Source organism: Burkholderia sp. Ac-20384, assembly GCF_017104605.1.
GTDB classification, from domain to species: Bacteria; Pseudomonadota; Gammaproteobacteria; order Burkholderiales; family Burkholderiaceae; genus Burkholderia; species Burkholderia lata.
This window is the reverse complement of sequence record NZ_JAAGPE010000009.1, coordinates 18000-43195: the sequence shown is the minus strand read 5'-3', so window position 1 is coordinate 43195 and position 25196 is coordinate 18000. Positions and strand designations below refer to the sequence as shown.

Here is a 25196-nt window from a genome sequence, read left to right as displayed (position 1 = left end):
ATTGAACAGGCTTGGAAACCGGCATCCGCTCCCCTTCATCCATGATCGACTCCGTCGTGCGGATCGATGCGGACGCCGCTTTCGGCAGACCACCCCCGTCGGGCAGCGTGGACGACGACCGGTCGTCTATCGTCGGAGGTCCGTCACTGCCGGCTGCATCTTAATTCAGGCGGTCCGGATTCAAGGTGGCGTTGCGTCTACACTGAGTGGACTTCCATTTCGCCGGCCCGCATTGGATGCGACTGCCGGCCGGCCTGCGCGCGCTCGCGGCCGAAGCGGCCGGTGCGGTACGATACGCGCCGGGGCGAAACGCCTCACCTGAGAGACCCGGCCGCTGCGGCCCTACACCCGGCACAAGAAAAAATGCCCAATAGCCCATTGCTGCACCGAAACCTGTTCGCCGCGCTGGCGGCCAGCCTGCTCTGGATTCCGGCTGCCCATGCCAGCGGGGACGACGGCTGCTATGCGCCGACCACGCTCCGGCAGACCAACTACTCCTGCGCCAACGTGCCGATGCTGAGCCCGGCCAACGACACGCGCATCAACGCGATGCTGATGATGGTCGACAGCGCCAAGGTCGCGCAGGCGTTTCCGGACCCGAAGACGATCCCGGCGAAAGACCGGATCAACCAGATCATCGTGCCGTTTCCGATGGACTTTTCCGGGTGGATCTCGATCGGGCAGAAGGAGCCCGACAAGACCGACGGCGCAGCGGATACCGGAACACCGTCGAACCAGTATGCCGACGGCGAAGGCAGCATCTGCCGCAGCATGACCTCGGGCGCCGATGCGTTCAACGACGCACTGGGCGGTGCCGGCGGCCTCCCCGCCGATGAAGCCACGCGCCTGCGCGCGGCACGCGCCGACATCGCGCAGAAGACCTGCGCCGCCGGCGGCGCGAGCGCCGCGTGGACGAAACCGCCGGTCAAGTCGCCGCTCGGCCAGCAGTTCGCCGCGTACCTCGACGGCACGAACGCGTTCTATCGCGCCGACTTCCTCACCGCGACCAAGGCCTTCGCGAACGCATCGCACAGCGCGAACCCGTGGCTGAAGGAAACCGGGCTCTATATGGCCGGGCGCGCGCAGCTGAACGCCGCGCAGGCCAACGTGTTCGACAACGACAGCCCCACGCCGACGCGCGGCCGCGTGACGAAGGTGTCGCTCGACGCCGCGAATACGGTGTTTCGCACTTACCTGAAGGTGTATCCGCAGGGGCGTTATGCGACCTCGGCGACGGGGCTGTTGCGGCGTGTCGCGTGGCTCGGCGGGAATGTCACGCAGCAGGCCGACCTGTACGGCCACGCGCTCGCGCGCTGGTCGCCGGCGACGTCGAACGTGCCGCTGATCCAGTTGGCGAACGAGCTCGACAGCAAGCTGCTGTTCGGGTCGGATTACGACGCGAGCCAGATCCAGTCGCCGACCGTGCTCGCGACCGTCGACCTGCTGCGCATGCGCACGTCGGACAACAGCGACTCGAGCCGTGCCAAGCCGCTGACGCTGGACGACCTGCAGGCGCAGAAGCCGCGCTTCGCAAATGCGCCCGCGCTCTACGACTACCTGCTTGCGACCTGGTATGTCCAGATCGGGCACAAGCCGGACGCCGCGCTCGCGTTGCTGCCGCAGACGCCCGCCGAGCCGCTCGACTACTTCGGCCTGAGCCAGCAGGCGCTGCGCGGATTCGCGCTGGAGGATAGCGGCCAGTCCGACAAGGCGCGCCAGCTGTGGCGCGACCTGATCCCGCTCGCGAAATTCCGCTTCCAGCGCGAGGCGCTGGAACTCGCGCTCGCGATCAACCTGGAACAGGCCGGGCTCGTCAACGACGCGTTCGCCGACGATTCGCCGGTGCAGAACGCCGCGATCCGTGCCGTGCTGCTGCAACGTTCGGCCAATGCGGACCTGCTGCGCGCGCAGGCGCAAAGCCAGGCGGCCGGCGGCGCGATGCGCGACACCGCGCTGTACACGCTGCTGTACAAGGAACTCACGCGCTCGCATTACGCCGAGTACATCGCGGATGCCGCGCTGGTGTCCGGCAAGCCTGCCGATCCGTTGAAGCCGTTCATCGCAGCGGGCGCCAAAAACGAAGACGGTTATACGTGCCCGTCCGCGAACGACATCGCCACGGCACTCCAGCAGAATCCCGCCGAAGCGAAAGGGCTGAACTGTCTCGCCGATTTCGTGCGCCTGCACCCGCCCGCGCCCGGCCTCGAAAACGATCCGGTGCCGCTGTGGATGCGCAACGCATCGACGACGGCCGCCGCGCGCATCCCGCCGACGCTCGGCGCCGGGCCGTCGCAGTTCGACGGCAAGCCGTACGAGCGGATGTCGAGCTACGTGACGGTGATGGCCGATGCGCAGGCGAACCCGAACGACCGCGCCTATGCGTACTACCGTGCGATCAAGTGCTATGCGCCGGGCGGCTCCAACGAATGCGGCGGCAAGGACGTGCCGAAGAACGTGCGCAAGCGCTGGTTCGATACGCTGAAGGCCAGCTACGCGGGCAGCCCGTGGGCGCAGAAGCTCCGCTACTACTGGTAAGCGCTGCGTGAAGCGTATCGCGTGCGTAGCGTGCATCGCGCTGCTGCTGGCCGGACGCGTCGCGCTGGCCGGCACCGTCGATGCCGCGCGGTACGACGCGTTCTGGCTGTGGGCGGGCGTCAAGCCGCAGGCGGTCGTGCATGGCGCACGCACCGTCTACGTGCTGCAAGGGCAGATCGAAGCGTCGCCGCGGGACGAGTCGCAGGTCCGCGTGATCGCGCAGGGCGTCGCGCTGCCGCCCGCGCCGCAGGCGCGCGTATGGCTCGTCTATCGTGCGCATACGCTGCGCTGGACGCCGCGCGTCACGCAGATCATGCTCGCGCAGCTCACGCGCTGGCGCGCGTCGGGCCGCACGATCACCGGTATTCAGATCGACTTCGATGCGCGCACGCGCCACCTGCAGGATTACCTCGAATTCCTGCGGTCGCTGCGCGAGACGCTGCCCGCCGATTGCCGGCTGAGCATCACCGGGCTGCTCGACTGGAGCAGCCGCATCGATACCGACCAGGTCAACCAGCTCAGGGGGATCGTCGACGAAGTGGTCGTGCAGACCTACCAGGGACGCAGCACGATCCCCGACTACGCGGACTACCTGCCGCGCGTCGCGCGGCTGCAGTTGCCGTTTCGCATCGGCATCATCCAGGGCGGCGAATGGGACGCGCCGCCGTACCTCGCGACGAACCCGTGGTTCCGCGGCTACGTCGTGTTCCTGCGCAACGACTAGCGGGCCAAGGCACGGCGGCGGCCCGCCTTTTCGCGCGCCGGATTTACGCCGGTCGCGGCGAAGTCGCGTCCACGTACACCCATGCGGCGACGCCCGACTCGAGCACCACGCGATCGCGGCGATACGAGTCGACTTCGTAGTCGTCCGCGTGCTGCAGCTCTTCCGGCGTGATCGCAAACACGGTGCCCGTGACACGATCACCGGACTGGCCGGTGTAGGCCACCACCGGATGATGCGTCTTCCCGCTCGTCGCGACCACTTCCGGGTCGTCGATCTTCAGCATCGTCATCGCATAACCGGGCATCGCATCCTCGCGACCGTCGAGCTTGCGGCCGAAGGTCGCGAGTTGCACCGGTTCGAGTTGCAGCGTGCCATAGGAGAAGAGGTGTTCGGAGAAAGTCGGGGGGGTGCTGGACATGATTGAACTCGATAAAGGCGTTGGGGCAAACGAAGCGTAACGCAGATCGCCGACGGGCTTACGCGGCACCAGTGATTGCACCGCCGAGCCCGGCGAGCGCAATCACGAGCAGCGCGCCCGCCGACGACGCCGTGATCCACCGCTGCTTGCGATGAATCAGCGGATGGTTGATCGCGGCCATGTAGCTGGTCAGGATCGTGAAATCGACCGCGATCCACAGCACGGCCAGGATGGCCAGGCTCACGCGCGAATCAGGTGTGATGCCGACGAACTGCGGAAAGAACGCGACGAAGAACAGCAGGTCCTTCGGATTTGCGATGCCGACGAGAAAGCCGCGCACGACACCCGGCAAGCGCTGCGCCTGCGATGCCGGTGCACCTTGCGCGGCGTCATTGCCGTCACGCGAACGGCCGGCACGCCATTCGCCGAGCAGCGTCCGGATGGCCAACACCGCGATGAAGATGCATCCCGCCACGTGCAGCCCCGTGAGCAGGCGCTCGCTGACGAGCACGACGCCGAACACCATCAGCATCGCCCCCGCGATCATCACGAGGCTCGCGGCATTCGCGCCCACCGCGGTCAGCATCCCCTGGCGAAAGCCGCGCCGCGCGACGGTGCCGACCACAAGCATGACGACCGGGCCGGGCGTCGCGATGAGCAGCACGATCGCGGCGAGATAGGCGAACAGCAGCGGGTAATGAAGTGCCATGATAAAAAGTTGTTGGATGAATTGACGCGCGTGCCCGCCACGGTGGCATCATCGGGATTCAGCGCACCGGATTGCACGGTTTTCTGAAGTATTGCGTGCCCGGCCCGCTGCTGAAAAACGGAAAATCCTGCTGGATGACATGAGTTTTATTCATATTCGACACCCGTGAAGGCCAAACCGCTCCCCCCTGTCTACGCGTTGCGCGCGTTCGAAAGCGCCGCGCGCACCGGCTCGTTTACGCTGGCCGCCGAGGAACTGAGCCTCACGCAAAGCGCGGTGAGCAAGCACGTCAGGACGCTCGAGGCCTACTTCGGCCGGAAGCTGTTCGTCCGGCGCGGCCCGAAAATGACCGTGACGGCGGAGGCGCACATCTTCGCGTCGGGCCTGCGGCGCGGCTTCCGGCAGATCGAGGAGGCCTGCGTGCTGTTCCAGTCGCAACGCGACGTGCTGCGGCTCAAGGCGCCTTCCACGCTCACGATGCGCTGGCTGCTCGACGCACTGGCCGCGTTTCGCGACACGCGGCCCGCGTTCGAGGTGCAGATCGCGAGCGTGTGGATGGATGTCGATACCGTCGACTTTTTCAGCGAATCCTACGATTGCGCGATCCTGCTCGGCGCAGGCAAGTTCGGCGAAGCCACGCAGTGTGTGAAGCTGTTCGACGAATGGCTGATTCCGGTGTGCTCGCGGGCGACCGCGACGGTCGCACGCACGAATCCGGCGGCGTGCGAGCTGATCCACCCGTCGCCCGATCGGCGCGACTGGCGCCGCTGGCTCAAGGGCAGCGGCCATGATCTCGAGGTGGACATCACGCGCGGGCAGGTGTTCGACATGCTCGAACAGGGGATCGCGGCGGCGATTGCCGGCCACGGCCTCTCGATTGGCGATCTCGCGCTGTGTGCGACGGCCATCGACGAGAAACAGCTGGTGCTGCCGTTCAAGACGGCCGTCAATACCGGCGACGCGTACTACCTGATCTGGCCGGACGACTCCGCCAAGGCCGCGCAGGTGCGCGAACTGCTCGCGTTTCTGGAAAGCCGGATGCCACGTCTGACGTTTCCGGGCATCCGCTTCAACGGTCCGGGCTGAACCGCTGCGACCGGCGATCCGGCCGCGTTGCCGACGGCGCGATTGGCGTAACCTCGCGCCGCCGGCCCCTGACGACGACGCAGCCCGCCGAGGCGGGCCCGCGCCGACACCCTTACGCCTGCACGAAAGCCAGCAGGTCGGCGTTGAGCACGTCCGCGTTGACCGTCAGCATCCCGTGCGAGTAGCCCGGGTAGGTCTTCAGCGTGCCGTTCTTCAGCAGCTTGATCGACTTCAGCGCGGCATCCGCGATCGGCACGATCTGGTCGTCTTCGCCGTGCAGCACGAGCGTCGGGACGGAGATCGACTTCAGGTCCTCGGTCTGGTCCGTTTCCGAAAACGCCTTGATGCCTTCGTAATGCGCTTTGGCGCTCCCTTCCATCCCCTGCCGCCACCAGTTGCGGATCACGCCCTGATGGACGGTTGCACCTTCGCGGTTGAACCCGTAGAACGGGCCGCTCGGCACATCGAGGAAGAACTGCGCGCGATTGTCGGCGAGCGATTTCCGGAACCCGTCGAACACCTCGAGCGGCAGGCCTTCGGGGTTCGATGCGGTTTTCAGCATCAGCGGAGGCACCGCGCTGACCAGCACCGCCTTCGCGACGCGGCCGGCCGGCTCGCCGTGCTTCGCGACGTAGCGCGCCACTTCGCCGCCACCGGTCGAGTGACCGATGTGCACCGCATTGCGCAGGTCGAGCGCTTCGACGACCGCGAACGCGTCTGCCGCGTAATGATCCATGTCATGGCCGTCCGACACCTGCGCCGACCGGCCGTGGCCACGACGATCGTGCGCCACCACGCGATAGCCCTTCTGGACGAAGAAGAGCATCTGCGCGTCCCAGTCGTCGCCGGACAACGGCCAGCCATGGTGGAACATGATGGGCTGCGCGTCCTTCGGGCCCCAGTCCTTGTAGAAAATCTCGACGTGATCCTTCGTTGTGACGGTTGGCATCGCGATGGACTCCTGTAAGGTGGTTGAACTCGGCGCTGTGGCCGGCAGCCATTATCGAACAGGATTGTTAAACGATGATGCCAAGTTGCGAATGATCGTCGACACGTTCGATAACGTGGACGAACCCGCTACGGGCGAACGATCGTGCCGCGCCGCACGTCAACCGTCCGTCGACACCGTCACGGCCTCCCACGCGCGAATTTCCTCGTCCAGCGCCGCCAGCTTCCCGCGCACCAGCCGCAGCGCATCGCTGCCGAGCAACAAATGCGCAGGCGGATGATCCGCCGCGATCGCCGCGAGCATCGCCCGTGCAGCCTTCGCGGGATCGCCCAACTGCTTGCCGCTCTTCTCTTCGCGTGCCTGGCGGATCGGGTCGAAAATCGCGTCGTAATCCGCGATCGAGCGCGGCGTGCGCAGCATCGAGCGGCCGGCCCAGTCGGTGCGGAACGAACCCGGCGCCACAGCCGTCACCGCGATGCCGAACGGCTCAAGCTCCTTGCCAAGCGATTCGGAAATGCCTTCCAGCGCGAACTTGCTGCCGCAGTAGTAAGTGATACCCGGCATCGTGATGTGGCCGCCCATCGACGTGATGTTGAGGATGTGGCCGCACCGCCGTTCCCGCATGAACGGCACGACCGCCTTCATCATTGCCACCGCGCCGAATACGTTCACGTCGAACTGCCGGCGCATCTCCGCGAGCGGCGCTTCTTCCATGATCCCTTCGTGCCCGTAGCCTGCGTTGTTCACCAGTACGTCGACGGGCCCGACGTTCGCCTCGATGTCCGCCACGACGCCGTCGATGCGATCGAAGTCGGTCACGTCGAGCACCCGCGCGAACGCCTGCGCGGACAGCACGTCGAAATCCCGCGCCGCCTGCGCGCTTCGCACGGTGCCGACCACCGTGTGACCCGCCGCGAGCGCCTCCTGCGCGAGCGCGCGGCCAAAGCCGCTGCTGACGCCGGTGATGAGCATGAGCTTGCCGGATGCCATTTGAGCTTCTCCCGAATGTCGATTGGAGCGTGCATACTAGTCTGACGAACCACGTCGAATAAGCTCGATTCCGCTGATTTTCTTGCACAAAACTATGAGCACCGATTCCACCTCCGCCCGATCCCCGTCGCTGCCGCCGCGCGACCGGAAGCGCCTGGTGACGCTGCTGCGCGCGCTGGCGCCCGACGAAGGCTACAACCTGACGGCGCTGCCGAGCGTGCGCATCCTGCGCTCGAACCGCGCGCTGTCGCGCACGCCAGTGCTGTACGACCCGGGCATCGTGATCGTGTGCCAGGGCTGCAAGCGCGGCTACTTCGGCGGCGAGCGCTATCTGTACGACGAGCACCACTACCTGGCGGTGTCCGTGCCCGTGCCGTTCAGCATGGAAACCGACGCCACGCCTGAGCGCCCGCTGCTCGCGCTGTATCTGCACCTCGATTTCACGATGGCCGCCGAACTCGCGGCGCAGATCGACCGCGCCGGCACGGCGGAACCCGTGCAGGCGCCCAGGAGCATGATGTCGACGCCGATGGATGAGACGATGCACGCGTCGGTGCTGCGTTTCGTCGAGGCGATGCACCGGCCGCTCGACGCCGCGGTGCTCGGCCCGGCGCTGCTGCGCGAGCTGTATTTCCGCGTGCTCACCGGCGCGCAGGGCAGCGCGATGCGCAGTGCGCTGGCGATGCGCGGGCAGTTCGGCCGGATCGGCCGGTCACTGCGCGTGATCCACGCCGATTACGCGCAACCGCTCGACGTGCCGCAACTGGCCGACGAAGCCGGCATGAGCGTGCCGAGCTTTCACAGCCACTTCAAGGCGATCACGCAGGTGTCGCCGATGCAGTACCTGAAGTCGACGCGGCTGCACCAGGCGCGCTTGCTGATGGTGCGCGAGGATCTGACCGCGGAGGCGGCCGGCTACGCGGTCGGCTATGCGAGCCCGTCGCAGTTCAGCCGCGAATTCAAGCGCCTGTTCGGCCTGACGCCGGCGAAGGAGACGCAGCGCATGCGCGAAAGCTTCGCCATTCCGGCAGCATTCGAGGATGCGGAATTCGTGTCGTCGCATTGAATCGGGCATCGCAACGCGCCGGCGCGTCGATTTCCATCAGCCGCACCTAGCCCCGCTGCCGGTAGATGCGCGCGATGCTCGCGAAGAACGACAGCGCGGCGATCGCGCAGGCCAACGCGAAAACGTAGACGGGAAATAGCCGCTCGCCCCCTCCTCCGCCCGCGCCGCCCACCAGTGCGATCACCACGGCAACCAGCGCGGCGCCGATCGACTGGCCGGTCGTTCTCGCGGTCGACAGCACGCCGGACGCGGTGGCCGTCCGGTTTTTCGCCGCGTTCGCAAACATCTCCTTGTTGTTCGGCGGCAGGAAGAAGCCGTACCCCACGCCGCACAGCGCAACGCGCCACAGGAAATCCCCGACCGTTGGTTGCGCGGGCAACAGGATCAGCGACCCGATCCCGAGACAAAACATCAGCACGCCGACGCTCGACAGCTGCGTCGCATTGAAGCGATTCGCCAGTCGCCCGGCAAACGGCGCGCACAGCGCGACCGCGATCGGCCAGGGCGTAAAGACCAGCGCCGATTTCAACACGCTGTACGCATACGTGTGCTGCAGCACGAACGGCAACGCCACCAAGGCCATGCCCTGCGACACGAACATCGTCACGGACGTCAGCACCGCGAACGTGTACCGGCGCGACCTGAAAATATCCAGTGGCAACAGCGGATGGCGTGCCCGGGTCTGCCCGATGCAGAAGGCCAGCATCATCGCCGCCGCCGCGACGGCAAGCACGAGCACGGTACGGTTGCTCCACCGTCCGATCTGGTCGACCGCAAGCGCGAAGAGGCCGAATGCCGCGGCGGAAGTCACCGCGCCCGGCACGTCGAAGCCGCGCTCCCGATGCGTGTCCTTCCCCAGCGCGACGAACGAGAACGCGATCGCAGCGATCCCGAACGGGAGGTTGATGAAGAACAGCCAGGGCCACGATGCCCATGAGACGATCAGGCCGCCCAATGCGGGGCCGACGGCCGTCCCCACCGCGAATATCAGCGCATTGACGCCGAAGATCGTCCCCAGCGAAGCGGGCGGAAAGATCACCCGGTAGAGACCGTAGCCCACGCTGATCAGGATCGCGTAGCTGATGCCCTGCAGGATCCGCATCCCCACCAGCGCGCCGAAGGTGGACACCAGGCCGCAGCCGAGCGACGCGATCGTAAACAACACGAGCCCGATCGTGTAAAAGCGTCGCTCGCCGATTCTCGAGCCGAGCGACGCGCACGTCAGCATCGTCGCCGCGCTCGCCACCTGATACCCGTTCGCGACCCAGATGACCGACGCCGCGCTCACGTGCAGGTCGGCCGAGATCGTCGGCAGCGCGATATTGACGATCGCACTGTCCAGCGCGGACATGAATACGCCGACCAGAATCGCGACCGCTGCAAAATAGCGGCGCGGGATGGCGAACCCTTCGTCGCCGAACGTTTCTGCCATCTCCATGAGTCACCCTTGCCGGACGAAGGCCCGGTGCATGAACTTATCGCCGCGCACGGCATCGCGTACCAGCTCCGCGAGCGACTTCAGGATGAGCGCCGTCACGCCCCAGATGTCCTGCGTCTGCTCCGCCCAGTACCACGCGCCCGTGCGCTCGCCGTCCGTGTATTGGCGCGGCAGATCCGGATTCAGCAGCGCGGCAAATGGAAACTCGAAGATCTCCGCGACTTCCGCGGGCGCCGCTTCCCATTGCGCTGTTTCCGGCACGATGCCGATCACGGGAAAGATCGCGTGATTGCGCTTTCTAGTTTTGTGAATCGGCAAGCTGCCGGCCACGCGAACCGCATCGGGCGCGAGGCGGATTTCCTCGAACGCCTCGCGCAACGCAGTCGCGCCGATATCGCGGTCGGACTCGGCCGGGCGTCCGCCCGGAAAACTCACATGCGACGAGTATTCGCTGAGATCCGGCGAACGCTTGGTCAGCAGGATCGTCGGCTCGCGCCGCGCGACGATCGCGACCAGCACCGCCGAAAATTTCCACTGCCCCTCGTTGTCCGCGAGGCTTTGCTTCGCCGTCGGCCAATCAGTGCCGGCAGGGATGCCGTGGCCTTCCACGCCACGGACGATCGCGTCCAGCAGCGCCTGCGGCGAGCCGGCTTCCGCATGCGCGCCGGCCAACCCGCCGCCGGTACCCGGGATGCTTCTGTCTGGTTCCATGTCTTCCTCTTGCGTGCGGCAACCGGCACGCGCTGCGCGACACTGAACCCGACACGTATTGCATGGGCACGGCGTCGTTGTGGCCAATCCGATGAGCCCGTGTTCGCATGCGATCGCAAATGACACGCGCGAGCGCGTGAATGTCTGTTCCAGCGTAAAAAATATCCGCCAGCGTTGCGGATAGTTGAATGCCGGAACGGGATCGCCGTTGATCAACGGAGCATCCCGATCATGCACGAAAAATGAATATCGGATCGGGCACGCGCGCACGCAGGTCGTGTCCGCACTCAAGCGGCGGAGGTCGGCTCGCTCCGCGCATCGATGCGGGTCGATGCAGTACCGATCCACCCGGCCGCCGCAATTGCCGCAGCCGTCACGAGCATCATCGCGCCCCACCCGGCTCGCGCGTTGAGCAACCCTGCCGCCACCGCACCGCCGGCACCGGCCGCGTAGTAAAGCGTCAGGTACGCTGCGCTCAATGCCCCGGCTCGAGCCGGCTCGATCGCGACGACACGCGTCTGGTTCGCGACCTGCGCGGCAAAGCAACCGGCATCGAACATGGCCAGGCCCACGCCCAGCCATCCGGGACGACCGAGCGCAACGGCAAGCAGCAAGGCCGACACGGCCGACACGAAGAGCCCGCCCCGGATGACCGCGCGATCGCCGAATCGGTCGGCGAGTTTTCCGGCCACGCGCGTGACGCCGAGGCCCAGCACACCCGCGAGACTGTACGCGCCGATCGCCGCGGCACCGAGGCGATACGGCGGCTCGGCCAAGCGAAGCGCGAGCCCCACCCAGACCAGGTTGAACGCGAAGAACCAGAGCATGCCGGCGCAAGTACGGTGCCTCAACTGAGCGCTGTCGCGCAGCAACCGCGGAATGGCACCGATCGCGTTCGCACGGCCGGGCAGCCTTTCCGGCCGGCCACCGGGCAACACCACCGCAGCGCCGATCGCGGCCAGCGCAACGCACCCGGCCAGCGCGAGCAATGCGCCGCGCCATCCGCACCATTGCGACAGCATGCCGCCCACGAAACGGCTCAACAGGATCCCGGCGGAAATGCCCGCCGACACAGCCCCCATCGCCACGCCGCGCCGTTGCGGATCCGCATGTTTGCCGGCAACCGCACTGCATTGCGCCGCCACCGTCGTTGCCGCGCCCACCAGAAAGAAGCCGGCGTCGAGCGCGAGCGGCCCCGGCGACCACGACGCGCACGCCAGCAGCAACGCGAGCACGCCCATCTGCGTCGCGACGAGCACGCGCGGACTGAACCGGTCAACCAGCGGCACCAGCCATGCAAGGCCGACCAGATAGCCGAGCATCGTCACGGACGCGAGGGCCGCCATGCGCGACGCCGCCACGCCGAACTCGCTCGCGATGGCCGACAGCGACGGCTGCAACGCATAGCCGTTCGCGATCGCCACGCCGGCCGCCAGCGCGAGCACCCCCGTCGCGGTGCGGGACAGCGGCACGCGGTTGCCGGCGACGGTCATGCCGCGGCCCTGACCGCGATCGCCTCGACTTCGACCAGGATGTCCGGATCGACGAACGGAAGCGCGTGCACCAGCGAAAACGCCGGCCGGATATCGCCGTAGATTTCCCCGTGCGCACGCGCCGCCGCTTCCCAGTTGTCGAAGTCCGCCACCACCAGGCGGCTCTGGACAACATCCGACAACGCGAACCCGCTGTCCGCCAGCACACGGTCGATCGTCGCCAGCGCATCGCGTGTCTGCGCGTACACGTCCGCGCCTTTGCCGGCCGTCCCCGAAATGTAGATGGTGTTGTCGACGACCACCGCGCGCGAGTAGCCGACCTTGGGCTCCCACGGGGAGCCGGTGCTGATTCGTTTACGCATCTTGAAGATCCCTCCAGTCAGGTTGAGATACACCGCCTACTACTTGGGTAGTAAGTTCGGGCGATTGTATACTACTCCGGTAGTTAATCAAGGAGCCCATGCAGGTCGTCGTGGGCGCAGGAGCCGATACACATGAGCGAAAACACGGAGCTGATCACGTCGTTGATCCGGCTTGGATTCACCCAGTACGAGGCGCAGGCCTACGCGGCCCTCGTCGGGCAGGCCGCGCTGACGGGTGCGGAAGTCGGCCGGCGCGCCGGCATGCCGCCATCGAAGATCTACGAAACCCTGGGTCGCCTGGAAACGCGCGGGGCGGTGCTCGTCAACCGGTCGGAACCCGTCCGCTATGCGGCCGTACCCCACCGGTCGTTGCTCGAGGACTTGCGCACGCGCTTCAATGCGGATCTCGAACTGGCCGCGGGTGCGCTCGATCGGCTGCCGGTCCAGCAGGAGCCGGGGCTCGTCTGGTCGTTGAGCGGGCGGGAGGCGATCGCCAGCGCGTTCTCGCGCGTCATCGTCAATGCGAAAACGCAGATCTTCGCGGGCGTCTGGGACGAAGAGATCGACGACCTCGGGCCGCTGCTCGAGGCTGCCGCGGCACGGGGCGTCGACACGCACGTGGCGATTTACGGCACTCGCACGCTCAACGGGCCGCGCCACTACGACATGGCCAAATGCGGCGCCAGCGCGAGGCTCAGGCTGTCCGGTCGCCGGCTCGCCGTCGCGGTGGCGGACAACACCGAGGCAGTGGTGGCGGAATTCGGCGATCATTCACCCGATCACGCCACCTTGACGACCAATCCGGTCATCGCGCTGCTCGCAGTCGAGTACATCAAGGCGGACGTGAGCGGGCGCGTGTTGATCGACGCAATGAGTCCGGCGGAGTATCGGAAAATCCTGAAGCATCCCGACATGCAGGCGATGCTTGCGCCGCTCGACAAGCCGAGCTGACCCATGCGACGCCGCGCGGCTGCCAGAGCATCGAGCCGCGCGCACCCGCCCCCGGTACGGTAATTCCCCCACTCACGCGAGCGTCAAATGACCGCCTATGCCTTCCGCCTGCTGAATGTCTTCGCCGAATCGACTTTCGGCGGCAACCCGCTTTGCGTATTCGAAGATGCGCGCGGCATGGACGACGCGACCATGCGGGCACTCGCGGTGCAGTTCAACCTGTCCGAAACGACCTTCGTGCTGCCGTCGGAGCGCGCACATGCGCGGGTTCGCATCTTCACGCCGGGCTATGAGATGGCCTTTGCGGGCCATCCGACGCTCGGCACCGCGCATGTCGTGCGCGACCTGCTGGGTACGGGCAACGATCTCGCGCTCGAGTTCAAGGCCGGGGTGGTCGACGTGAGCGCACATGACGACGTGTGGACATTCACTGCACCGCACGCAGGCATGCCGAAGACGGCGCCGTGCGAGTTGCCCGACGCGCGAATGGCGGCGCTGCTGGGGCTCACGGAAGACGATCTGCTCGCACCGCCGATCTGGGTCGACACCGGCGCCGACCAGTTGCTGGTCGCACTCAAGGACGCGGCCGCCGCGCGCAGCCCGACAGCGCGTGCCTCGACATCTGGCCGGCCAGCAGCCTCGGCCGCAAGACCGCCTACGTATTCGCGTTCGATGCCGAGCGCCCGGGGACGGTGGTGTCGCGCTATTTCTTCGTGAAGCAAGGCAGCGTCTCGGAAGATCCGGGCACGGGGTCTGCCTGCGCGAATCTGGGCGGGTGGCTGCTTGCGATGAAGCGCGGCCTGCCCGCCGCGTTTCAGGTCGAACAGGGTGAAGCCGTCGGCCGGCCTTGCCTGCTGCGGTTGTCGGTCAGTGCGAGCGGTGAAATCGGCGTCGGTGGGCGCGTGATCGAACTCGGGCGCGGTGTCGTGAACGTGTAGACGCGCCCGACGGACAGGTCGTTACAGTCCGCGGTATCGCGCGGTTCGCGGCCCACGCTGCAACGACAGTTTCGTCAGCAATCTTCCGGGGCAGGTTTCGCGTCCGCGACTTTGGCATACATGGCCGTCACCCGCGCGCGATCCCCACCGGCCACGAGGCGGAATGACAACGGTGACGCCGATCGAGTTTCGCTTTGCAGTTGGCGTCCGAGGTCAAAAGCTGCTGCGCTGCCACGTGCGCCAGGGCGAATCGATTCGGATCGACGGCAGCGATCATCGGTGGCTCGAGGAACAGGTGCCGGCCTGCACGCTGCTGATGGACGTGGAGGTGGACGACCCGACGAGCCGGCTGAGGTGTGCAAGTCTAGACCTGATCTATCAGACAGCGTCAGATCGGGTCTGAGATTGCTTGGACGTCACCTCATCAAAGGCAGTGATCGACCCGCACCGGTCAGTCAAATTTCTACAAACCGGCCATTCGTTCAAGAGAACGAGCTAAAGCAGAAAATAGCGACTTTTATGCCAATCTCAGATCTTGCTGTCTGCGGTTTCCGATAATCTTGGTAAAGGCGCATCCGGCGCCGCCGTCCAGAAACTGACCCTGATGCTTGCGCGGCAATAGTTTCCGATGGCTTGAGCAAACGTTCGGCCACATCCCTATGCCAACGATTCTTTCCAATCCGGTCGCGGCAGTCGAATGCCTGGTACTGACCGAATTTGCAACGTGAACATTACGCACGTAGAGTGTGATGGCAAAATTCCGTTGCCGTATCGACGCGTTCGACTGCCTATCGGCAGATCAACTGTCCTGTGACCCTGAACCGCTGGAGCACCGATGAGAATCCGTATTGCGACGGTGGCAGATGCATTGCCACTTGCTCAATTGAAACGTGACACATTCCGGGAAACATTTCTTTCGGAGGGGTACTGCATCGACTACCCGCCGAGCGATCTAATCAGGCATGAGGAAGAAAACTACTCGGTAACAACGATCACCGACCAGCTCACCAATCGCGAGAATCGCACCTGGGTGGTTGAGTGCGAGGACGGCGGATTGATTGGTTACGCGCATGTGGGGCCGTGCACGCTTCCGCACTCCGATGTTCCAGAGGGGGCGGCGGAAATATATCAAATCTACATTCGGCGCGGTGCGCAAGGAACGGGTGTTGGACGAAAGTTGTTTAACTCGGCACTTTCCTATCTGGCAGTGGAACGCCCCGGCGCGGTATGGCTCGGTGTATGGTCCGGTAACACGAAGGCCATTGCCTTCTACGAAAAGGCAGGTTTTAGCCTCGTTGGCACTTGCGATTTCAAAGTCGGCGAATCGACTGATTTACATCTGATCTATCGTTGTTGATTCGTGAGGCCGCAATCAACCGGCTGCGGCGGTCGACGATTGCGGTTCAAGGGGCGATTTTCGAACAGATCGTTGTGGAGCGCGAATGAGTAGGTGCGACGTTTCGAGCAGCTTCCGGGGCAACGATAGTCAACGATCCAGGCGGCGTCGTTGACTGACCGCTTGTGGCCGGGTACTGCCCGACGTGTGTGGATCAGTCCCGACCCGAAGCGGCGAATACCGTCCCTGAAAGCGAGCCTGGTGAAGAGTTTCACAGACGTTGCAAAAGATTGGGAAGCGACGAAAGACTTTCGATGACGTAAGCCGGCGTAGTGAACCGTCCGGAGCACGATTGAATAAGCGCCCACGGACCGCGCCGTAAGAAAACCGAAATCATGCCTGCTCGTCGCGCAGGCTCGATGTCGTTATCGAGTCGATCGCCTACGTAAGCGATCTGAGATGGATCGAGTCCATCGGTCTCGGCGATAACGCGTTCGAAGAAACCTGCATCGGGCTTTTCGACGCCCCATGACGCGGACGACGCCACGATATCTGCTGGCACTTCCAAAGAGCGGAGAGCCTCTTCTGTCGCGGCGGGTTGATTTCCCGCTATTCCAACGACAACGCCAGCATCGCGGAGCCATCTCAGGCAGGGCACCACGTCAGGATAGAGATCTTGCATGCCAATCGAATAGACGCAGCCGGTCGACTCGCGCTCGCGACGCAATTCGTTGAAATTCACTCCTGGTCTCACAATCTCGAACACCCGGCGATGGTGTTGTCCCTTTTCGATAACGGCCCCCAAAGACGCATGAAATGACAATCGCGAAACGCCAAGATAGTCGGCCCATTCGCCCCAATCGCGACTTTCGTCGACCAACGTTTCGCCGACATCGAAGAACACAGCCTTTATTCTCATGTGCGGCCCGAGGTTTGAGTGCAAGGTTTCTGATTGTCGACGATTCAGGCACCGCCGTCGAACGTCTCAAATTGGCCGAAATGAGGCGAACACCGCCTTACGAATTGCCAACATTGGTGTGTGGTAGAAATCCGCGGTTTCTGAACAAATGCTCGGAAGCCACATTTCCTTTGGTAACCATCGCACAGCATTCGGCATGGCCAAGCGCGGACAATTTAACCAACGTGGTCGCAAGCAGCGCGCCGGCAGCACCCGATCTCTGTCTGGCGGGAGCACTTGCGATGACGGCTATAACCGGACATCCATAAGGCTGATAGTCGCAAACAAGGCATACGGATTGGAGCCCGTTTGTCTGCTCAACGGTCCATGATGCCTCTTGGATCCATTCCCCATACCGTCCACCAAGGATCGCCGATACCTTCAAGGCATACTGGGCCTCCGTGTGCCCCGGATCGTCGATCGTTCCATGAAATGCAGCAAACAAAAGCTGCGCCAGCGCGGGTACGTCATCCGGCTCTACGTGGCGCAAACCGCCCGGAAGTACCGCAGGACGATGGAGGCTGCCTGACAGCGCACGCTTCCAAAACCGCGCGCTACGCTCATGGGTCGAACTTGGCATCCCCGGCCCCTACGTGAAAAATTACGTTGACGATGTCCCCATTGTCGCGGATGTAGCAGAAGTCATTGTCTGTCTCTTCATGGCCGGTAACGAGCGTTCTAGTCAGGTCCATGCAGAGTAAGCTCGTGAGCGTCTTCCAGCCGGATTTCAAAGTGCGCGCGCCCGTGAACCTCTGCGATCAGGCGAAATCCGCATATTTCCGCTACCCGAACAGAGGCTCGATTTTCAACCGAGCATGACGCTGCCATGCTTACGATCTCACCCGAGCCAAACGCCCTCAGCAGCAGTTCGCGAACCGCCAGGACCGCGTAGCCTTCTCCCCAAAAGGCTGGTAACAGGAACCACCCACAATCAGCCAATCCGAGATCCCGAACCGTATATCCGACGCTTCCGATCATCCCGGCCACATGCTGAAATTCCACGGCATAGAAGAACCGTACCCGCTCGGCGGAACTTTGCTGCGCTATCGCGTCAGTCAGAGCTTTTTCGCATTGATGTCGCGTACGCGGGAGCCATGACACATATCGTGCGACACGAGAACTCATTTGCAATTCGCAGAACCGATCGGCGTCAGACAGCACATGCTCACGGAGTCGAATACGGTGCGATTTCATCCTGATACGCCGACGTTGGAGTACCCAAATTGTCAACGATCTGTCCGCATGCGTCGAGCGTCGGCTTCTGGCCGAACTGAGTCAGACGATCTGATGCTGTCTGCTTGGTCTAGTCCAGCCTTATACAGCTGAGGACGCCTCATTTCACGCAAACCGAATCGATCTTCCGCTACGTCGAGCGCTGGGACTGTACACTCGCCAGTGCGTTTCCGAATTGTTCGACAGCTCCATCAAAGCGGGACGCGCCGACATCGAAGACCCAATGGCGCAGTGACGGTCGCGCAGCGAGCCCCAGTTCCGCGATCCGGTATTGTGTGTCTATCGTGGCCAGCACGGCCGTCACCATGGCGTGCGGCATACCGTCGGTAGCCGCGCTCGTCAACCCGCCGTCGAGTATGCTCGGCGCGAAGGCTGCACTTTGCAAACCCTGCTGCATCGCCGTTCGCGCGGCCGTGGCGGCGGCAGCCGCGGTGACATCAATGGTCCAGCTTGCGGGATCACCGAGCCCGACCAACAGCACGCGGCCCGCTTCGATGCCCGCGGGCGGGCGGCTGATCAACAGTGTTTCCATTGGCGCTGCCAGAAAGTGACCTTCGCGCCGCAACCCGGTGAGCGCCCCCGACAGCACGAGGTCGAGATGGCGTAGTCCACCCGTCGGCCCCCCATCTGCCGCCTCACGGGCGAACATGCAGCCACAGGAAAGGTCGACCTCTGCACCGACGCCATCCCATGCGGCAACTTCGAAGGACACATCACGCCAACTGCCGATGATCTGTCGTAGAACCATATCGTCTCTCCCGTGAGGTCAGGACGCGGCGGGCCCGTCTTCGATCCTGACGATCGATGCAAAAGCCATCCGCGTGCAATGGACCAGACATGTGCGTGCAATCCAGATCAACGGCTTGTGCCGATCGGGATTGCCCTCGGTGGCTTCCTGTTCATGCGAAATCGCAGCGGCTACACGTGCTGTCGGCGTGACGCGTAGCGGTCGCGCCAGGCACATCGACGACGCGTTTCGAGCATGGCCTACGCAACGTTGCCGATGAGCTTCAACAACGCAGTGTGGTCGACCGCGAGATCCGCCGAATTGTCGAAGTGATACAGATAACGCGTCGCAAATGCGTCCGTGGACGCACGGTCCAGCTTGAGCAACTCCCGTGTTCTTGCCACGACTACCGTCGGCGTCAGCTCCAGTTCACCCTCTTGATCCAGCGCTTCGTCCAGCATGACGATCAGTCGGCTGAGCGGCTCCAGCCACTTCATCGAATCGTCGAAGGCCATCACCTGCAGAAAATCGCCGGCCGATTGGTGCCCATGGGTCTTCTCATACTCGCGACGCTCAAGTTCGACCAGGGTCCGGTGCAAATCGAGAAGCGCGGTCCGGATGCGGGCGCAGTGTTCTGCCCGGTGGGAATGTGTTCCAGTATTCATATCGGTTTACCTGTTCAGCCGTGTTCGATTCGGTGGCGGCCCGTGCGCCGTGTTTCGCAGCCCGCCAGTCACATTGCGACGCGCCATCATGGAAGATTGTCTCGACAGATGGCATCGGTTGCCTGTCGTCTATCGAGATAACACATCGCTCGCGTCCCGGATACGAAACGCGCAGATGACAGTATCACTACGACTATCGCCTTTCACGGCGCAAGGCGTCGTGCAGTTCATGACGTTGCGCCAACGACTTCGACGTGTCAATCGCCAGTGCGAGACGCGGGGCATCGCCGTCGGCTTCAGGCGCCGCACCCCTGGGCCCGCCCGCTTTCACGACACCACACGACATGTCGCGTCGGGCGCTCGCACTGCCCGACGCTCCGTGTCTCGCGACGACGGGCACGGACTTATGTCTTGCCGCAGCGCAGGTCAGCGCGCCGCATGCGACGAATCTCCTGCGTTCATGCAGCCCGCGCTGCCGCGTTTGCTATGCTGCGCGCATCGCCAGCCCGAGCCGCTCGCTACCCATGACCGACCTCGCCCCCGACCTCGCCCGCACGCTGCGCGCCTCCTGCGACGCCTGCTTCGGCACGGCCGCCGTCTGGCCGCTCGTCGAGCACGCATATCGCGAACCGCAACGCCACTACCACACGCTCGCGCACCTGGCCGAGCTGTTCGCGCATCTCGCGCCGTATCGCACGGAACCGCTGTGGCCAGCGATCGAACTCGCGGTATGGGCGCACGACTTCGTGTATGCGACGACGCTGCCGGATTACTCGGATAACGAAGCACGCAGCGCGCAATGGCTCGTGGAAGTCACGAACACCCACTGCAGCGAATCCTGGTTGCATGCGCACGCTTCGCACGTATCCGTTGCGCACGATCTCGTGCTCGCGACGAAGTCGCATCGTCTGCCCGATACGTTCGCATCCGATCCGAACCTGCAGCGCGCCGGGCGGATTTTTCTCGACGCCGATCTCGCAATCCTTGCGGCCGCGCCGGATCGGCTGCGCGAATACGACCGCGCCATCGCACGCGAGTGGGCGCAGGATCCCGATGCGCCGTCGGTAGCATTTCGCACCGGCCGCAGGCAGGCGCTCGAACATCTGCGCGCACAGGTCCCGCTGTTTCAATCGGCGGAATTCGCTCCGCTCACGCCGCGCGCGCAGCGCAATCTCGACACGCTGATCGCCACGTACGCGTAAGCGCCGGACGCGCCCGCACGAACGCGCCCGCCTCGCCACCGCCGGCTCTGTCGAGCCGGCCCGTCACGCCCGGCGGCCCATGCGCCCGGTCGGCACGAATTCCTCCAGCAGCCCCCCCCCCCCCCCACCCCCCCCCCCCCCCCCCCCCCGCAGCACCGGGTTCTCGCCTCGCCCCCTTGTACGACATCAGATAATAAAGCTGGCAGAAACCTCAATTTCCCCGAGAAGCCGCCGCACGCACGCCGACCTCGAAAGTAACCCTTCGAACATCATATGATTGCATTCTCACATTTAATGTGATTTTATTATCGCATCTTGCACGCCGCTGCCGACCACGCGCGCGGCGCACCTCATATCTAGGAAGAGACGCAGATGGAGACAATCGCCGTCATCGGCAGCAACATGGTCGACCTCGTGACCTATGTCGCACGCATGCCCGCCCGGGGCGAGACACTCGAAGCACCGAACTTCGAGCTCGGCTGCGGCGGCAAGGGCGCGAACCAGGCTGTCGCGGCCGCCCGCCTCGGCGCGCGCGTCGTGATGGTCACGAAGGTCGGCGACGACGTATTCGCCGACAACACGATCCGCAACTTCGAACGCGAAGGCATCGACACCACGCACGTGCGCAAGGTCGCCGGCGTGCCGAGCGGCGTCGCGCCGATCTTCGTCGAGCCCGATTCGAGCAACAGCATCCTGATCGTCAAGGGCGCGAACCGCCACCTGACGCCGGCCGACATCGACGCGGCCGCGCCGCAGCTTGCCGAATGCGCGCTGATCGTGCTGCAGCTCGAGATCGAACTCGACACCGTCTATCACGCGATCGAGTTCGGCGCGCGGCACGGCATTCCCGTGCTGCTGAACCCCGCGCCCGCGGTGGCCGATCTCGATTTCGAGCGGATCCGCACCGTCGAATTCTTCGTGCCGAACGAAACCGAGCTCGCGATCGTGTCGGGCATGCCGGTCAATTCGCGCGACAGCGCGGCGCGCGCCGCCGAAGCGCTGGTCGCGCGGGGGCTCAAACACGTGCTCGTCACGCTCGGCAGCAACGGTTCGCTGCTGGTATCGCGCGACGGCGTGCGGCACGTGCCGGGCGTACCGGTCGACGCACGCGACACGACGGGCGCCGGCGATGCGTATATCGGCTGCTTCGCGCGCTGCTATGCCGCGTCACGCGATGCGCTCGACGCGATGCGTTACGCGTCCGCGTATGCCGCGCATTCGGTCACGGGCCTCGGCACGCAGAAGTCGTACGCCGACACCGCGACATTCGAACGCTTCCTCCGCGACGCCGGCGTCTGACCGGCGCCTTCATCGACGAGACAATTGGGAAGGAGACACCCATGAGCCGAGCCAGAATCGAACACACACCCGACGGCTATTACCTGAACCGCACGCCGCTCTTCGCGTTCACGCTGCTGTGCTGCCTGTTCGCGCTGTGGGGCACCGCGGCGAACCTGAACGACGTGCTGATCGCGCAATTCAAGAAGTCGTTCTTCCTGTCCGATTTCGAATCGGCATTCGTGCAGTCCGCGTTCTATCTCGGCTACTTCTTCCTCGCGATTCCGGCCGCAACAGTCGTGAAGAAGTTCAGCTACAAGACGACGATCCTCGTCGGCCTGCTCCTCTACACGACCGGCTGCCTGCTGTTCTTCCCGGCCGCGTCGATGGCGAAGTACGGGATGTTCCTCGTCGCGCTGTTCGTGATCGCGGCCGGCCTGTCGTTCCTCGAAACCGCGTCGAACTCGTATTCGACGCTGATGGGCCCGCGCGCAACCAGCACGCGGCGGCTGAACATCTCGCAGACGTTCTATCCGTTCGGCGCGATGGCCGGCGTCTACATGGGCAGCTTCCTGATCTTCAAGGAAGGCGATGCGTCGCATGCGCAGCTCGCGGCGATGTCGGCCGCCGAAGCGCACGTGCACCAGCTCGCGATGATCCAGGCCACGCTCGAGCCGTACAAGTGGCTGATCGTCGTGCTGGTAGCCGTGTTCATCGTGTTCGCGCTCACGCCCTACCCGGCCTGCAAGGGCAACGGCCCCAGCGTGGCGACGCACCGGATCGACGCGCGCGGCACGCTCGCGCGCCTGTTCGGCAACCGGCGTTTCGTCGCGGGGGTCGTCGCGCAGTTCCTGTATGTCGGCGCGCAGGTCGGCGTGTGGAGCTTCACGATCCGGCTCGCGATGCAGATCGGCGGCCTCACCGAGCGCGGCGCGTCGCACTACCTGCTTGCCACGTTCTTCGCATTCTTCGTCGGCAAGCTGGTCGCCACGCTCGTGATGAAGCGCGTCGGGCCGGCCAAGGTGCTGATCGTCTACGGCATCCTGTGCATCGCGCTGCTCGCGTACACGATCAGCGTGCACAACATCACGGCCGTCTATGCGGCCGTGGGCGTGAGCGTGTTCCTCGGCCCGTGCTGGCCGACGATCTACGGTCTCACGATCGACGGGCTCGGCAAGGACACCGAATACGGCGGCTCGATCCTCGTGATGAGCATCGTCGGCGGCGCGGTCGTGCCGCTGATCCAGGGGCTGATCTCCGATCACACGGGCGGCAACATGCAGCTCGCGTTCGTCGTGCCGCTCGTGTGCTTCGTCGTGATCGTCTACTACGGCTTCTACTGCCTGCGCCACCTGCCGGCCGCGACGCCCGACGCAGCCGCCGACGGTCAGGCGCCCGCGCGCTACGCCGCCACGCGCAACACGTCGGGAGCATAAGGATGCGAGGCGAAATCGAACTGCGGCGCGACGACTTCCGCGACACGCCGCGCACGCTGTACCGCACCGACGGGCTCACCGTCACCGCGTTCGCGTATCCGTCCGGCGTCGAGGCGCTGAAGCTCGAGAACCGTCGCGGCCACCTCGTCGTGCTGCCGTACCTCGGCCAGATGATCTGGGCCGCCGCGTTCGACGGGCATGACCTGACGATGAAGCACATGTTCCGGCAGCCGAAGCGGGCAGCATCGATCATCGATACGTACGGCTGCTTCATGTTCCACAGCGGGCTGCTGCGCAACGGCTGCCCGGGGCCGGACGACACGCACGCGCTGCACGGCGAGATGCCGTGCGCGCCGATGGATCGCGCGAGCCTCGTCGTCGGCGCGGATGCGCGCGGCGCGTTCGTCGAAGTGACCGGCGAATACGAATATGTGCAGGGTTTCGGCAGCCACTATGTGGCGCGCCCGTCGGTACGGCTCGCCGAACACGACGCGCAGATGACGATCGCGATGGACGTGACGAATCTCGGCGGCACGTCGATGGACCTGATGTACATGGCGCACCTGAACTACGCGTACGTGCCGGGTGGTCGCTTCGTGCAAGCGTTGTCTCAAGACGGGTTGCGGCTGCGCGACAGCGTGCCCGCGCACGTCAAGCCGACCGCCGCGTGGCGCGACTACACGGCCACGCTCGCGCGCGAGCCAGAACGGCTTCAGACGCTCGATGCGCCCGCACTGTACGACCCGGAGATCGTGTTCTTCATGAACGGTGCGGAAACGGATGCGGACGGCGTCGCGCATTTCCTGCTCGAGCATCCGGATGGCGGCGCATTCCACACCGCGTACCGCCCCGCGCAATTCCCGCATGCGACGCGCTGGATCCTGCACAACGCGGACCAGCAGGTCGCCGCGTTCGCGCTGCCGTCGACCTGCGAGCCGGAGGGTTATGAGGCCGAACGCCGCAAAGGCCATGTGGCGGCGCTCGCGCCGGGTGCGACGCGCCGCTTCGAAGTCGTCACCGGCTACCTGAGCGCGGCGGAAGCACGCCATGCGTGAAGCGATGCGCGGCCGCGCGGCGTCAGGTCACGAGCGCAATCCCGTGTTCGCGGATCGCCGTTTCGTAGCGGCTGCTCAGTTGCTCGTCCGAGATCACGTAGTTGAAGTCGGTCAGCTCGGCGAAATAGGCCGCGCGCACTTCGTCGAACTTCGTGTGGTCGACGAGCAGGAAGCGGTTCTGCGCGCGCTCCATCACCTTCTTCTTCGCGTCGACTTCGTGGAAGTTGAAGCAGGTCACGCCACAGCGGTCGCTCACGCCCGCTGCGGAGATGAACGCCTTCGACACGCGCACCGTATCGAGGATGCCCGTCTCGGCCACCGACTCGAACACCATGTTCTTGCGGTGGTACGCGCCGCCGCACAGGATCACGCTGCAATGCGGCTTCTGCTGCAGCTTCGCGAACACGTTCAGCGAATTGCAGACGGCGGTGAATTCGAGATCGTCCGGAATGAAATCGACGACGAACGGCGTGGTCGAGCCGCAGTCGACGAAGATCGTGTCGCCGGTCGTCACGAACTGCGCGGCCAGCTTGCCGATGCGGCGCTTCTCCTCGGTCTGCCGGTCGTTCTCGGTACTGACCACGTACTCGCCGATGTCGCTGCGCTGCGCGGCGAAGTGGCGCGTCACGTAGCCGCCGATCAGGCTCAAGCCGTGCGGGTTGTCCGCGAGATCGCGGCGGATCGTCATTTCGGATACGCCGAACAGCTCGGCGACTTCCCTCAGATGAATCGCGTTCTGCCCTTGCAGCACGTTCATCAGTGTCTTGATCCGTTCGCCTTTCTTCGTTTCCATGCCAGTATCCTGCGTGCCCGTCGCATCCGTCGCTTGTGGTGCCGGGCGCGCGGGCCCGGCCGGAATGTCGTATTTGTAACAAACCGATGTGAAAACATCAACTTTACGTGTGCCCTTCCGGCGCACGATCCGTGGAGTCCTGA

Annotated in this window: 24 protein-coding genes and 1 pseudogene; 12 read left to right on the top strand and 13 right to left on the bottom strand. The window is 64.7% G+C overall.

Features of this window, described 5'->3' with window-relative positions:
- The first annotated feature begins 363 nt into the window (after nt 1-363).
- A complete protein-coding gene (locus tag G3O00_RS03430; protein WP_206142056.1) occupies nt 364-2535 on the top strand; it encodes a hypothetical protein in 2172 nt (723 codons plus the stop codon).
- Nucleotides 2536-2542: 7 nt separating this feature from the next.
- A complete protein-coding gene (locus tag G3O00_RS03425) occupies nt 2543-3259 on the top strand; it encodes a DUF3142 domain-containing protein (RefSeq protein ID WP_011349614.1) in 717 nt (238 codons plus the stop codon).
- Between the two features lie 43 nt (nt 3260-3302).
- Here G3O00_RS03425 and G3O00_RS03420 read toward each other — a convergent pair whose 3' ends face one another.
- A complete protein-coding gene (locus G3O00_RS03420) occupies nt 3303-3677 on the bottom strand; it encodes a gamma-glutamylcyclotransferase family protein (RefSeq protein ID WP_174930075.1) in 375 nt (124 codons plus the stop codon).
- 58 nt (nt 3678-3735) lie between these two features.
- Nucleotides 3736-4386: a LysE family translocator gene (locus tag G3O00_RS03415; protein ID WP_206142055.1), complete on the bottom strand. Its 651-nt coding sequence runs from the start codon at nt 4384-4386 to the stop codon at nt 3736-3738.
- 165 nt (nt 4387-4551) lie between these two features.
- Here G3O00_RS03415 and G3O00_RS03410 point away from each other — a divergent pair, with 165 nt between their 5' ends.
- Entirely contained in the window at nt 4552-5472 is a 921-nt protein-coding gene (locus G3O00_RS03410) for a LysR substrate-binding domain-containing protein (protein WP_011349611.1), read from the top strand.
- A 112-nt stretch (nt 5473-5584) separates the two neighbouring features.
- On the opposite strand, the gene G3O00_RS03405 is transcribed toward G3O00_RS03410, so the two are convergent.
- Both G3O00_RS03405 and G3O00_RS03400 read right to left on the bottom strand, forming a co-directional pair.
- Nucleotides 5585-6421, bottom strand: coding sequence for an alpha/beta hydrolase (locus G3O00_RS03405; RefSeq protein WP_206142054.1), 837 nt, complete (start codon nt 6419-6421; stop codon nt 5585-5587).
- 159 nt (nt 6422-6580) lie between these two features.
- Nucleotides 6581-7411, bottom strand: coding sequence for an oxidoreductase (locus G3O00_RS03400; RefSeq protein WP_206142053.1), 831 nt, complete (start codon nt 7409-7411; stop codon nt 6581-6583).
- Nucleotides 7412-7505: 94 nt separating this feature from the next.
- Between G3O00_RS03400 and G3O00_RS03395 the strand changes: the two genes are divergently transcribed.
- Nucleotides 7506-8477, top strand: coding sequence for an AraC family transcriptional regulator (locus G3O00_RS03395; protein ID WP_206142052.1), 972 nt, complete (start codon nt 7506-7508; stop codon nt 8475-8477).
- A gap of 46 nt (nt 8478-8523) precedes the next feature.
- Here G3O00_RS03395 and G3O00_RS03390 read toward each other — a convergent pair whose 3' ends face one another.
- The 4 genes from G3O00_RS03390 to G3O00_RS03375 all read right to left on the bottom strand — a co-directional run bounded on the left by G3O00_RS03390 (nt 8524) and on the right by G3O00_RS03375 (nt 12481).
- A complete protein-coding gene (locus G3O00_RS03390; RefSeq protein ID WP_206142051.1) occupies nt 8524-9915 on the bottom strand; it encodes an MFS transporter in 1392 nt (463 codons plus the stop codon).
- A 3-nt stretch (nt 9916-9918) separates the two neighbouring features.
- Nucleotides 9919-10626: a CoA pyrophosphatase gene (locus tag G3O00_RS03385; protein WP_206142050.1), complete on the bottom strand. Its 708-nt coding sequence runs from the start codon at nt 10624-10626 to the stop codon at nt 9919-9921.
- A 287-nt stretch (nt 10627-10913) separates the two neighbouring features.
- Nucleotides 10914-12119, bottom strand: a complete 1206-nt coding sequence (locus G3O00_RS03380; protein ID WP_206142049.1) for an MFS transporter — start codon at nt 12117-12119, stop codon at nt 10914-10916.
- Nucleotides 12116-12481 (bottom strand): RidA family protein, encoded by a 366-nt coding sequence (locus G3O00_RS03375; protein WP_174930331.1) that lies wholly within the window; start codon nt 12479-12481, stop codon nt 12116-12118. The genes G3O00_RS03380 and G3O00_RS03375 overlap by 4 nt, the downstream gene beginning before the upstream one ends.
- A gap of 132 nt (nt 12482-12613) precedes the next feature.
- On the opposite strand from G3O00_RS03375, the gene G3O00_RS03370 reads away from it, so the two are divergent.
- The 4 genes and pseudogenes from G3O00_RS03370 (at nt 12614) to G3O00_RS03355 (ending at nt 15727) form a co-directional block, all read left to right on the top strand.
- On the top strand, nt 12614-13432 hold the full coding sequence (locus tag G3O00_RS03370; protein ID WP_206142048.1) for a TrmB family transcriptional regulator: 819 nt from the start codon (nt 12614-12616) through the stop codon (nt 13430-13432).
- A gap of 87 nt (nt 13433-13519) precedes the next feature.
- A pseudogene (locus G3O00_RS03365) lies at nt 13520-14370 on the top strand (PhzF family phenazine biosynthesis protein).
- A 163-nt stretch (nt 14371-14533) separates the two neighbouring features.
- Nucleotides 14534-14773, top strand: a complete 240-nt coding sequence (locus tag G3O00_RS03360) for a hypothetical protein (protein ID WP_206142083.1) — start codon at nt 14534-14536, stop codon at nt 14771-14773.
- Between the two features lie 432 nt (nt 14774-15205).
- The gene (locus tag G3O00_RS03355; protein ID WP_174930066.1) at nt 15206-15727 is read left to right on the top strand and encodes a GNAT family N-acetyltransferase; all 522 of its coding nucleotides are present in this window, start codon (nt 15206-15208) and stop codon (nt 15725-15727) included.
- A 250-nt stretch (nt 15728-15977) separates the two neighbouring features.
- Here the strand turns inward: G3O00_RS03355 and G3O00_RS44070 are convergent, their stop codons facing one another.
- The 4 genes from G3O00_RS44070 to G3O00_RS03330 form a co-directional block, all read right to left on the bottom strand.
- On the bottom strand, nt 15978-16610 hold the full coding sequence (locus tag G3O00_RS44070) for an HAD family hydrolase (RefSeq protein ID WP_206142047.1): 633 nt from the start codon (nt 16608-16610) through the stop codon (nt 15978-15980).
- A 112-nt stretch (nt 16611-16722) separates the two neighbouring features.
- On the bottom strand, nt 16723-17244 hold the full coding sequence (locus tag G3O00_RS03345; RefSeq protein ID WP_206142046.1) for a hypothetical protein: 522 nt from the start codon (nt 17242-17244) through the stop codon (nt 16723-16725).
- Nucleotides 17245-18027: 783 nt separating this feature from the next.
- Complete coding sequence (locus tag G3O00_RS03335) at nt 18028-18645, bottom strand: M17 family peptidase N-terminal domain-containing protein (protein WP_206142044.1); 618 nt, start codon at nt 18643-18645, stop codon at nt 18028-18030.
- A gap of 239 nt (nt 18646-18884) precedes the next feature.
- On the bottom strand, nt 18885-19289 hold the full coding sequence (locus tag G3O00_RS03330) for a hypothetical protein (protein ID WP_041492431.1): 405 nt from the start codon (nt 19287-19289) through the stop codon (nt 18885-18887).
- 524 nt (nt 19290-19813) lie between these two features.
- Between G3O00_RS03330 and G3O00_RS03325 the strand changes: the two genes are divergently transcribed.
- The 4 genes from G3O00_RS03325 to G3O00_RS03310 all read left to right on the top strand — a co-directional run bounded on the left by G3O00_RS03325 (nt 19814) and on the right by G3O00_RS03310 (nt 24260).
- Entirely contained in the window at nt 19814-20491 is a 678-nt protein-coding gene (locus tag G3O00_RS03325; protein ID WP_206142043.1) for a hypothetical protein, read from the top strand.
- Nucleotides 20492-20863: 372 nt separating this feature from the next.
- Entirely contained in the window at nt 20864-21790 is a 927-nt protein-coding gene (gene rbsK / locus G3O00_RS03320; RefSeq protein WP_206142042.1) for a ribokinase, read from the top strand.
- A gap of 41 nt (nt 21791-21831) precedes the next feature.
- Nucleotides 21832-23205, top strand: coding sequence for an L-fucose:H+ symporter permease (gene fucP, locus G3O00_RS03315; RefSeq protein WP_206142041.1), 1374 nt, complete (start codon nt 21832-21834; stop codon nt 23203-23205).
- A gap of 2 nt (nt 23206-23207) precedes the next feature.
- Nucleotides 23208-24260 (top strand): aldose 1-epimerase family protein, encoded by a 1053-nt coding sequence (locus tag G3O00_RS03310; protein ID WP_206142040.1) that lies wholly within the window; start codon nt 23208-23210, stop codon nt 24258-24260.
- A 22-nt stretch (nt 24261-24282) separates the two neighbouring features.
- Here the strand turns inward: G3O00_RS03310 and deoR are convergent, their stop codons facing one another.
- Nucleotides 24283-25053: a DNA-binding transcriptional repressor DeoR gene (deoR, locus tag G3O00_RS03305; RefSeq protein WP_011349593.1), complete on the bottom strand. Its 771-nt coding sequence runs from the start codon at nt 25051-25053 to the stop codon at nt 24283-24285.
- Nucleotides 25054-25196 lie beyond the last annotated feature (143 nt).

Bases quoted from the DNA above. Each gene is read 5' to 3' on its own strand.
- G3O00_RS03415 (WP_206142055.1), bottom strand. From the start codon at position 4,386: ATGGCACTTCATTACCCGCTGCTGTTCGCCTATCTCGCCGCGATCGTG.
- G3O00_RS03430 (WP_206142056.1), top strand. From the start codon at position 364: ATGCCCAATAGCCCATTGCTGCACCGAAACCTGTTCGCCGCGCTGGCG.
- G3O00_RS03375 (WP_174930331.1), bottom strand. From the start codon at position 12,481: ATGCGTAAACGAATCAGCACCGGCTCCCCGTGGGAGCCCAAGGTCGGC.
- G3O00_RS03405 (WP_206142054.1), bottom strand. From the start codon at position 6,421: ATGCCAACCGTCACAACGAAGGATCACGTCGAGATTTTCTACAAGGAC.
- G3O00_RS03400 (WP_206142053.1), bottom strand. From the start codon at position 7,411: ATGGCATCCGGCAAGCTCATGCTCATCACCGGCGTCAGCAGCGGCTTT.
- G3O00_RS03370 (WP_206142048.1), top strand. From the start codon at position 12,614: ATGAGCGAAAACACGGAGCTGATCACGTCGTTGATCCGGCTTGGATTC.
- G3O00_RS03360 (WP_206142083.1), top strand. From the start codon at position 14,534: ATGACAACGGTGACGCCGATCGAGTTTCGCTTTGCAGTTGGCGTCCGA.
- G3O00_RS03385 (WP_206142050.1), bottom strand. From the start codon at position 10,626: ATGGAACCAGACAGAAGCATCCCGGGTACCGGCGGCGGGTTGGCCGGC.
- G3O00_RS03325 (WP_206142043.1), top strand. From the start codon at position 19,814: ATGACCGACCTCGCCCCCGACCTCGCCCGCACGCTGCGCGCCTCCTGC.
- G3O00_RS03345 (WP_206142046.1), bottom strand. From the start codon at position 17,244: ATGCCAAGTTCGACCCATGAGCGTAGCGCGCGGTTTTGGAAGCGTGCG.
- G3O00_RS03380 (WP_206142049.1), bottom strand. From the start codon at position 12,119: ATGACCGTCGCCGGCAACCGCGTGCCGCTGTCCCGCACCGCGACGGGG.
- G3O00_RS03330 (WP_041492431.1), bottom strand. From the start codon at position 19,289: ATGAATACTGGAACACATTCCCACCGGGCAGAACACTGCGCCCGCATC.
- rbsK (WP_206142042.1), top strand. From the start codon at position 20,864: ATGGAGACAATCGCCGTCATCGGCAGCAACATGGTCGACCTCGTGACC.
- G3O00_RS03310 (WP_206142040.1), top strand. From the start codon at position 23,208: ATGCGAGGCGAAATCGAACTGCGGCGCGACGACTTCCGCGACACGCCG.
- fucP (WP_206142041.1), top strand. From the start codon at position 21,832: ATGAGCCGAGCCAGAATCGAACACACACCCGACGGCTATTACCTGAAC.
- G3O00_RS03395 (WP_206142052.1), top strand. From the start codon at position 7,506: ATGAGCACCGATTCCACCTCCGCCCGATCCCCGTCGCTGCCGCCGCGC.
- G3O00_RS03335 (WP_206142044.1), bottom strand. From the start codon at position 18,645: ATGGTTCTACGACAGATCATCGGCAGTTGGCGTGATGTGTCCTTCGAA.
- G3O00_RS03420 (WP_174930075.1), bottom strand. From the start codon at position 3,677: ATGTCCAGCACCCCCCCGACTTTCTCCGAACACCTCTTCTCCTATGGC.
- deoR (WP_011349593.1), bottom strand. From the start codon at position 25,053: ATGGAAACGAAGAAAGGCGAACGGATCAAGACACTGATGAACGTGCTG.
- G3O00_RS03355 (WP_174930066.1), top strand. From the start codon at position 15,206: ATGAGAATCCGTATTGCGACGGTGGCAGATGCATTGCCACTTGCTCAA.
- G3O00_RS03390 (WP_206142051.1), bottom strand. From the start codon at position 9,915: ATGGAGATGGCAGAAACGTTCGGCGACGAAGGGTTCGCCATCCCGCGC.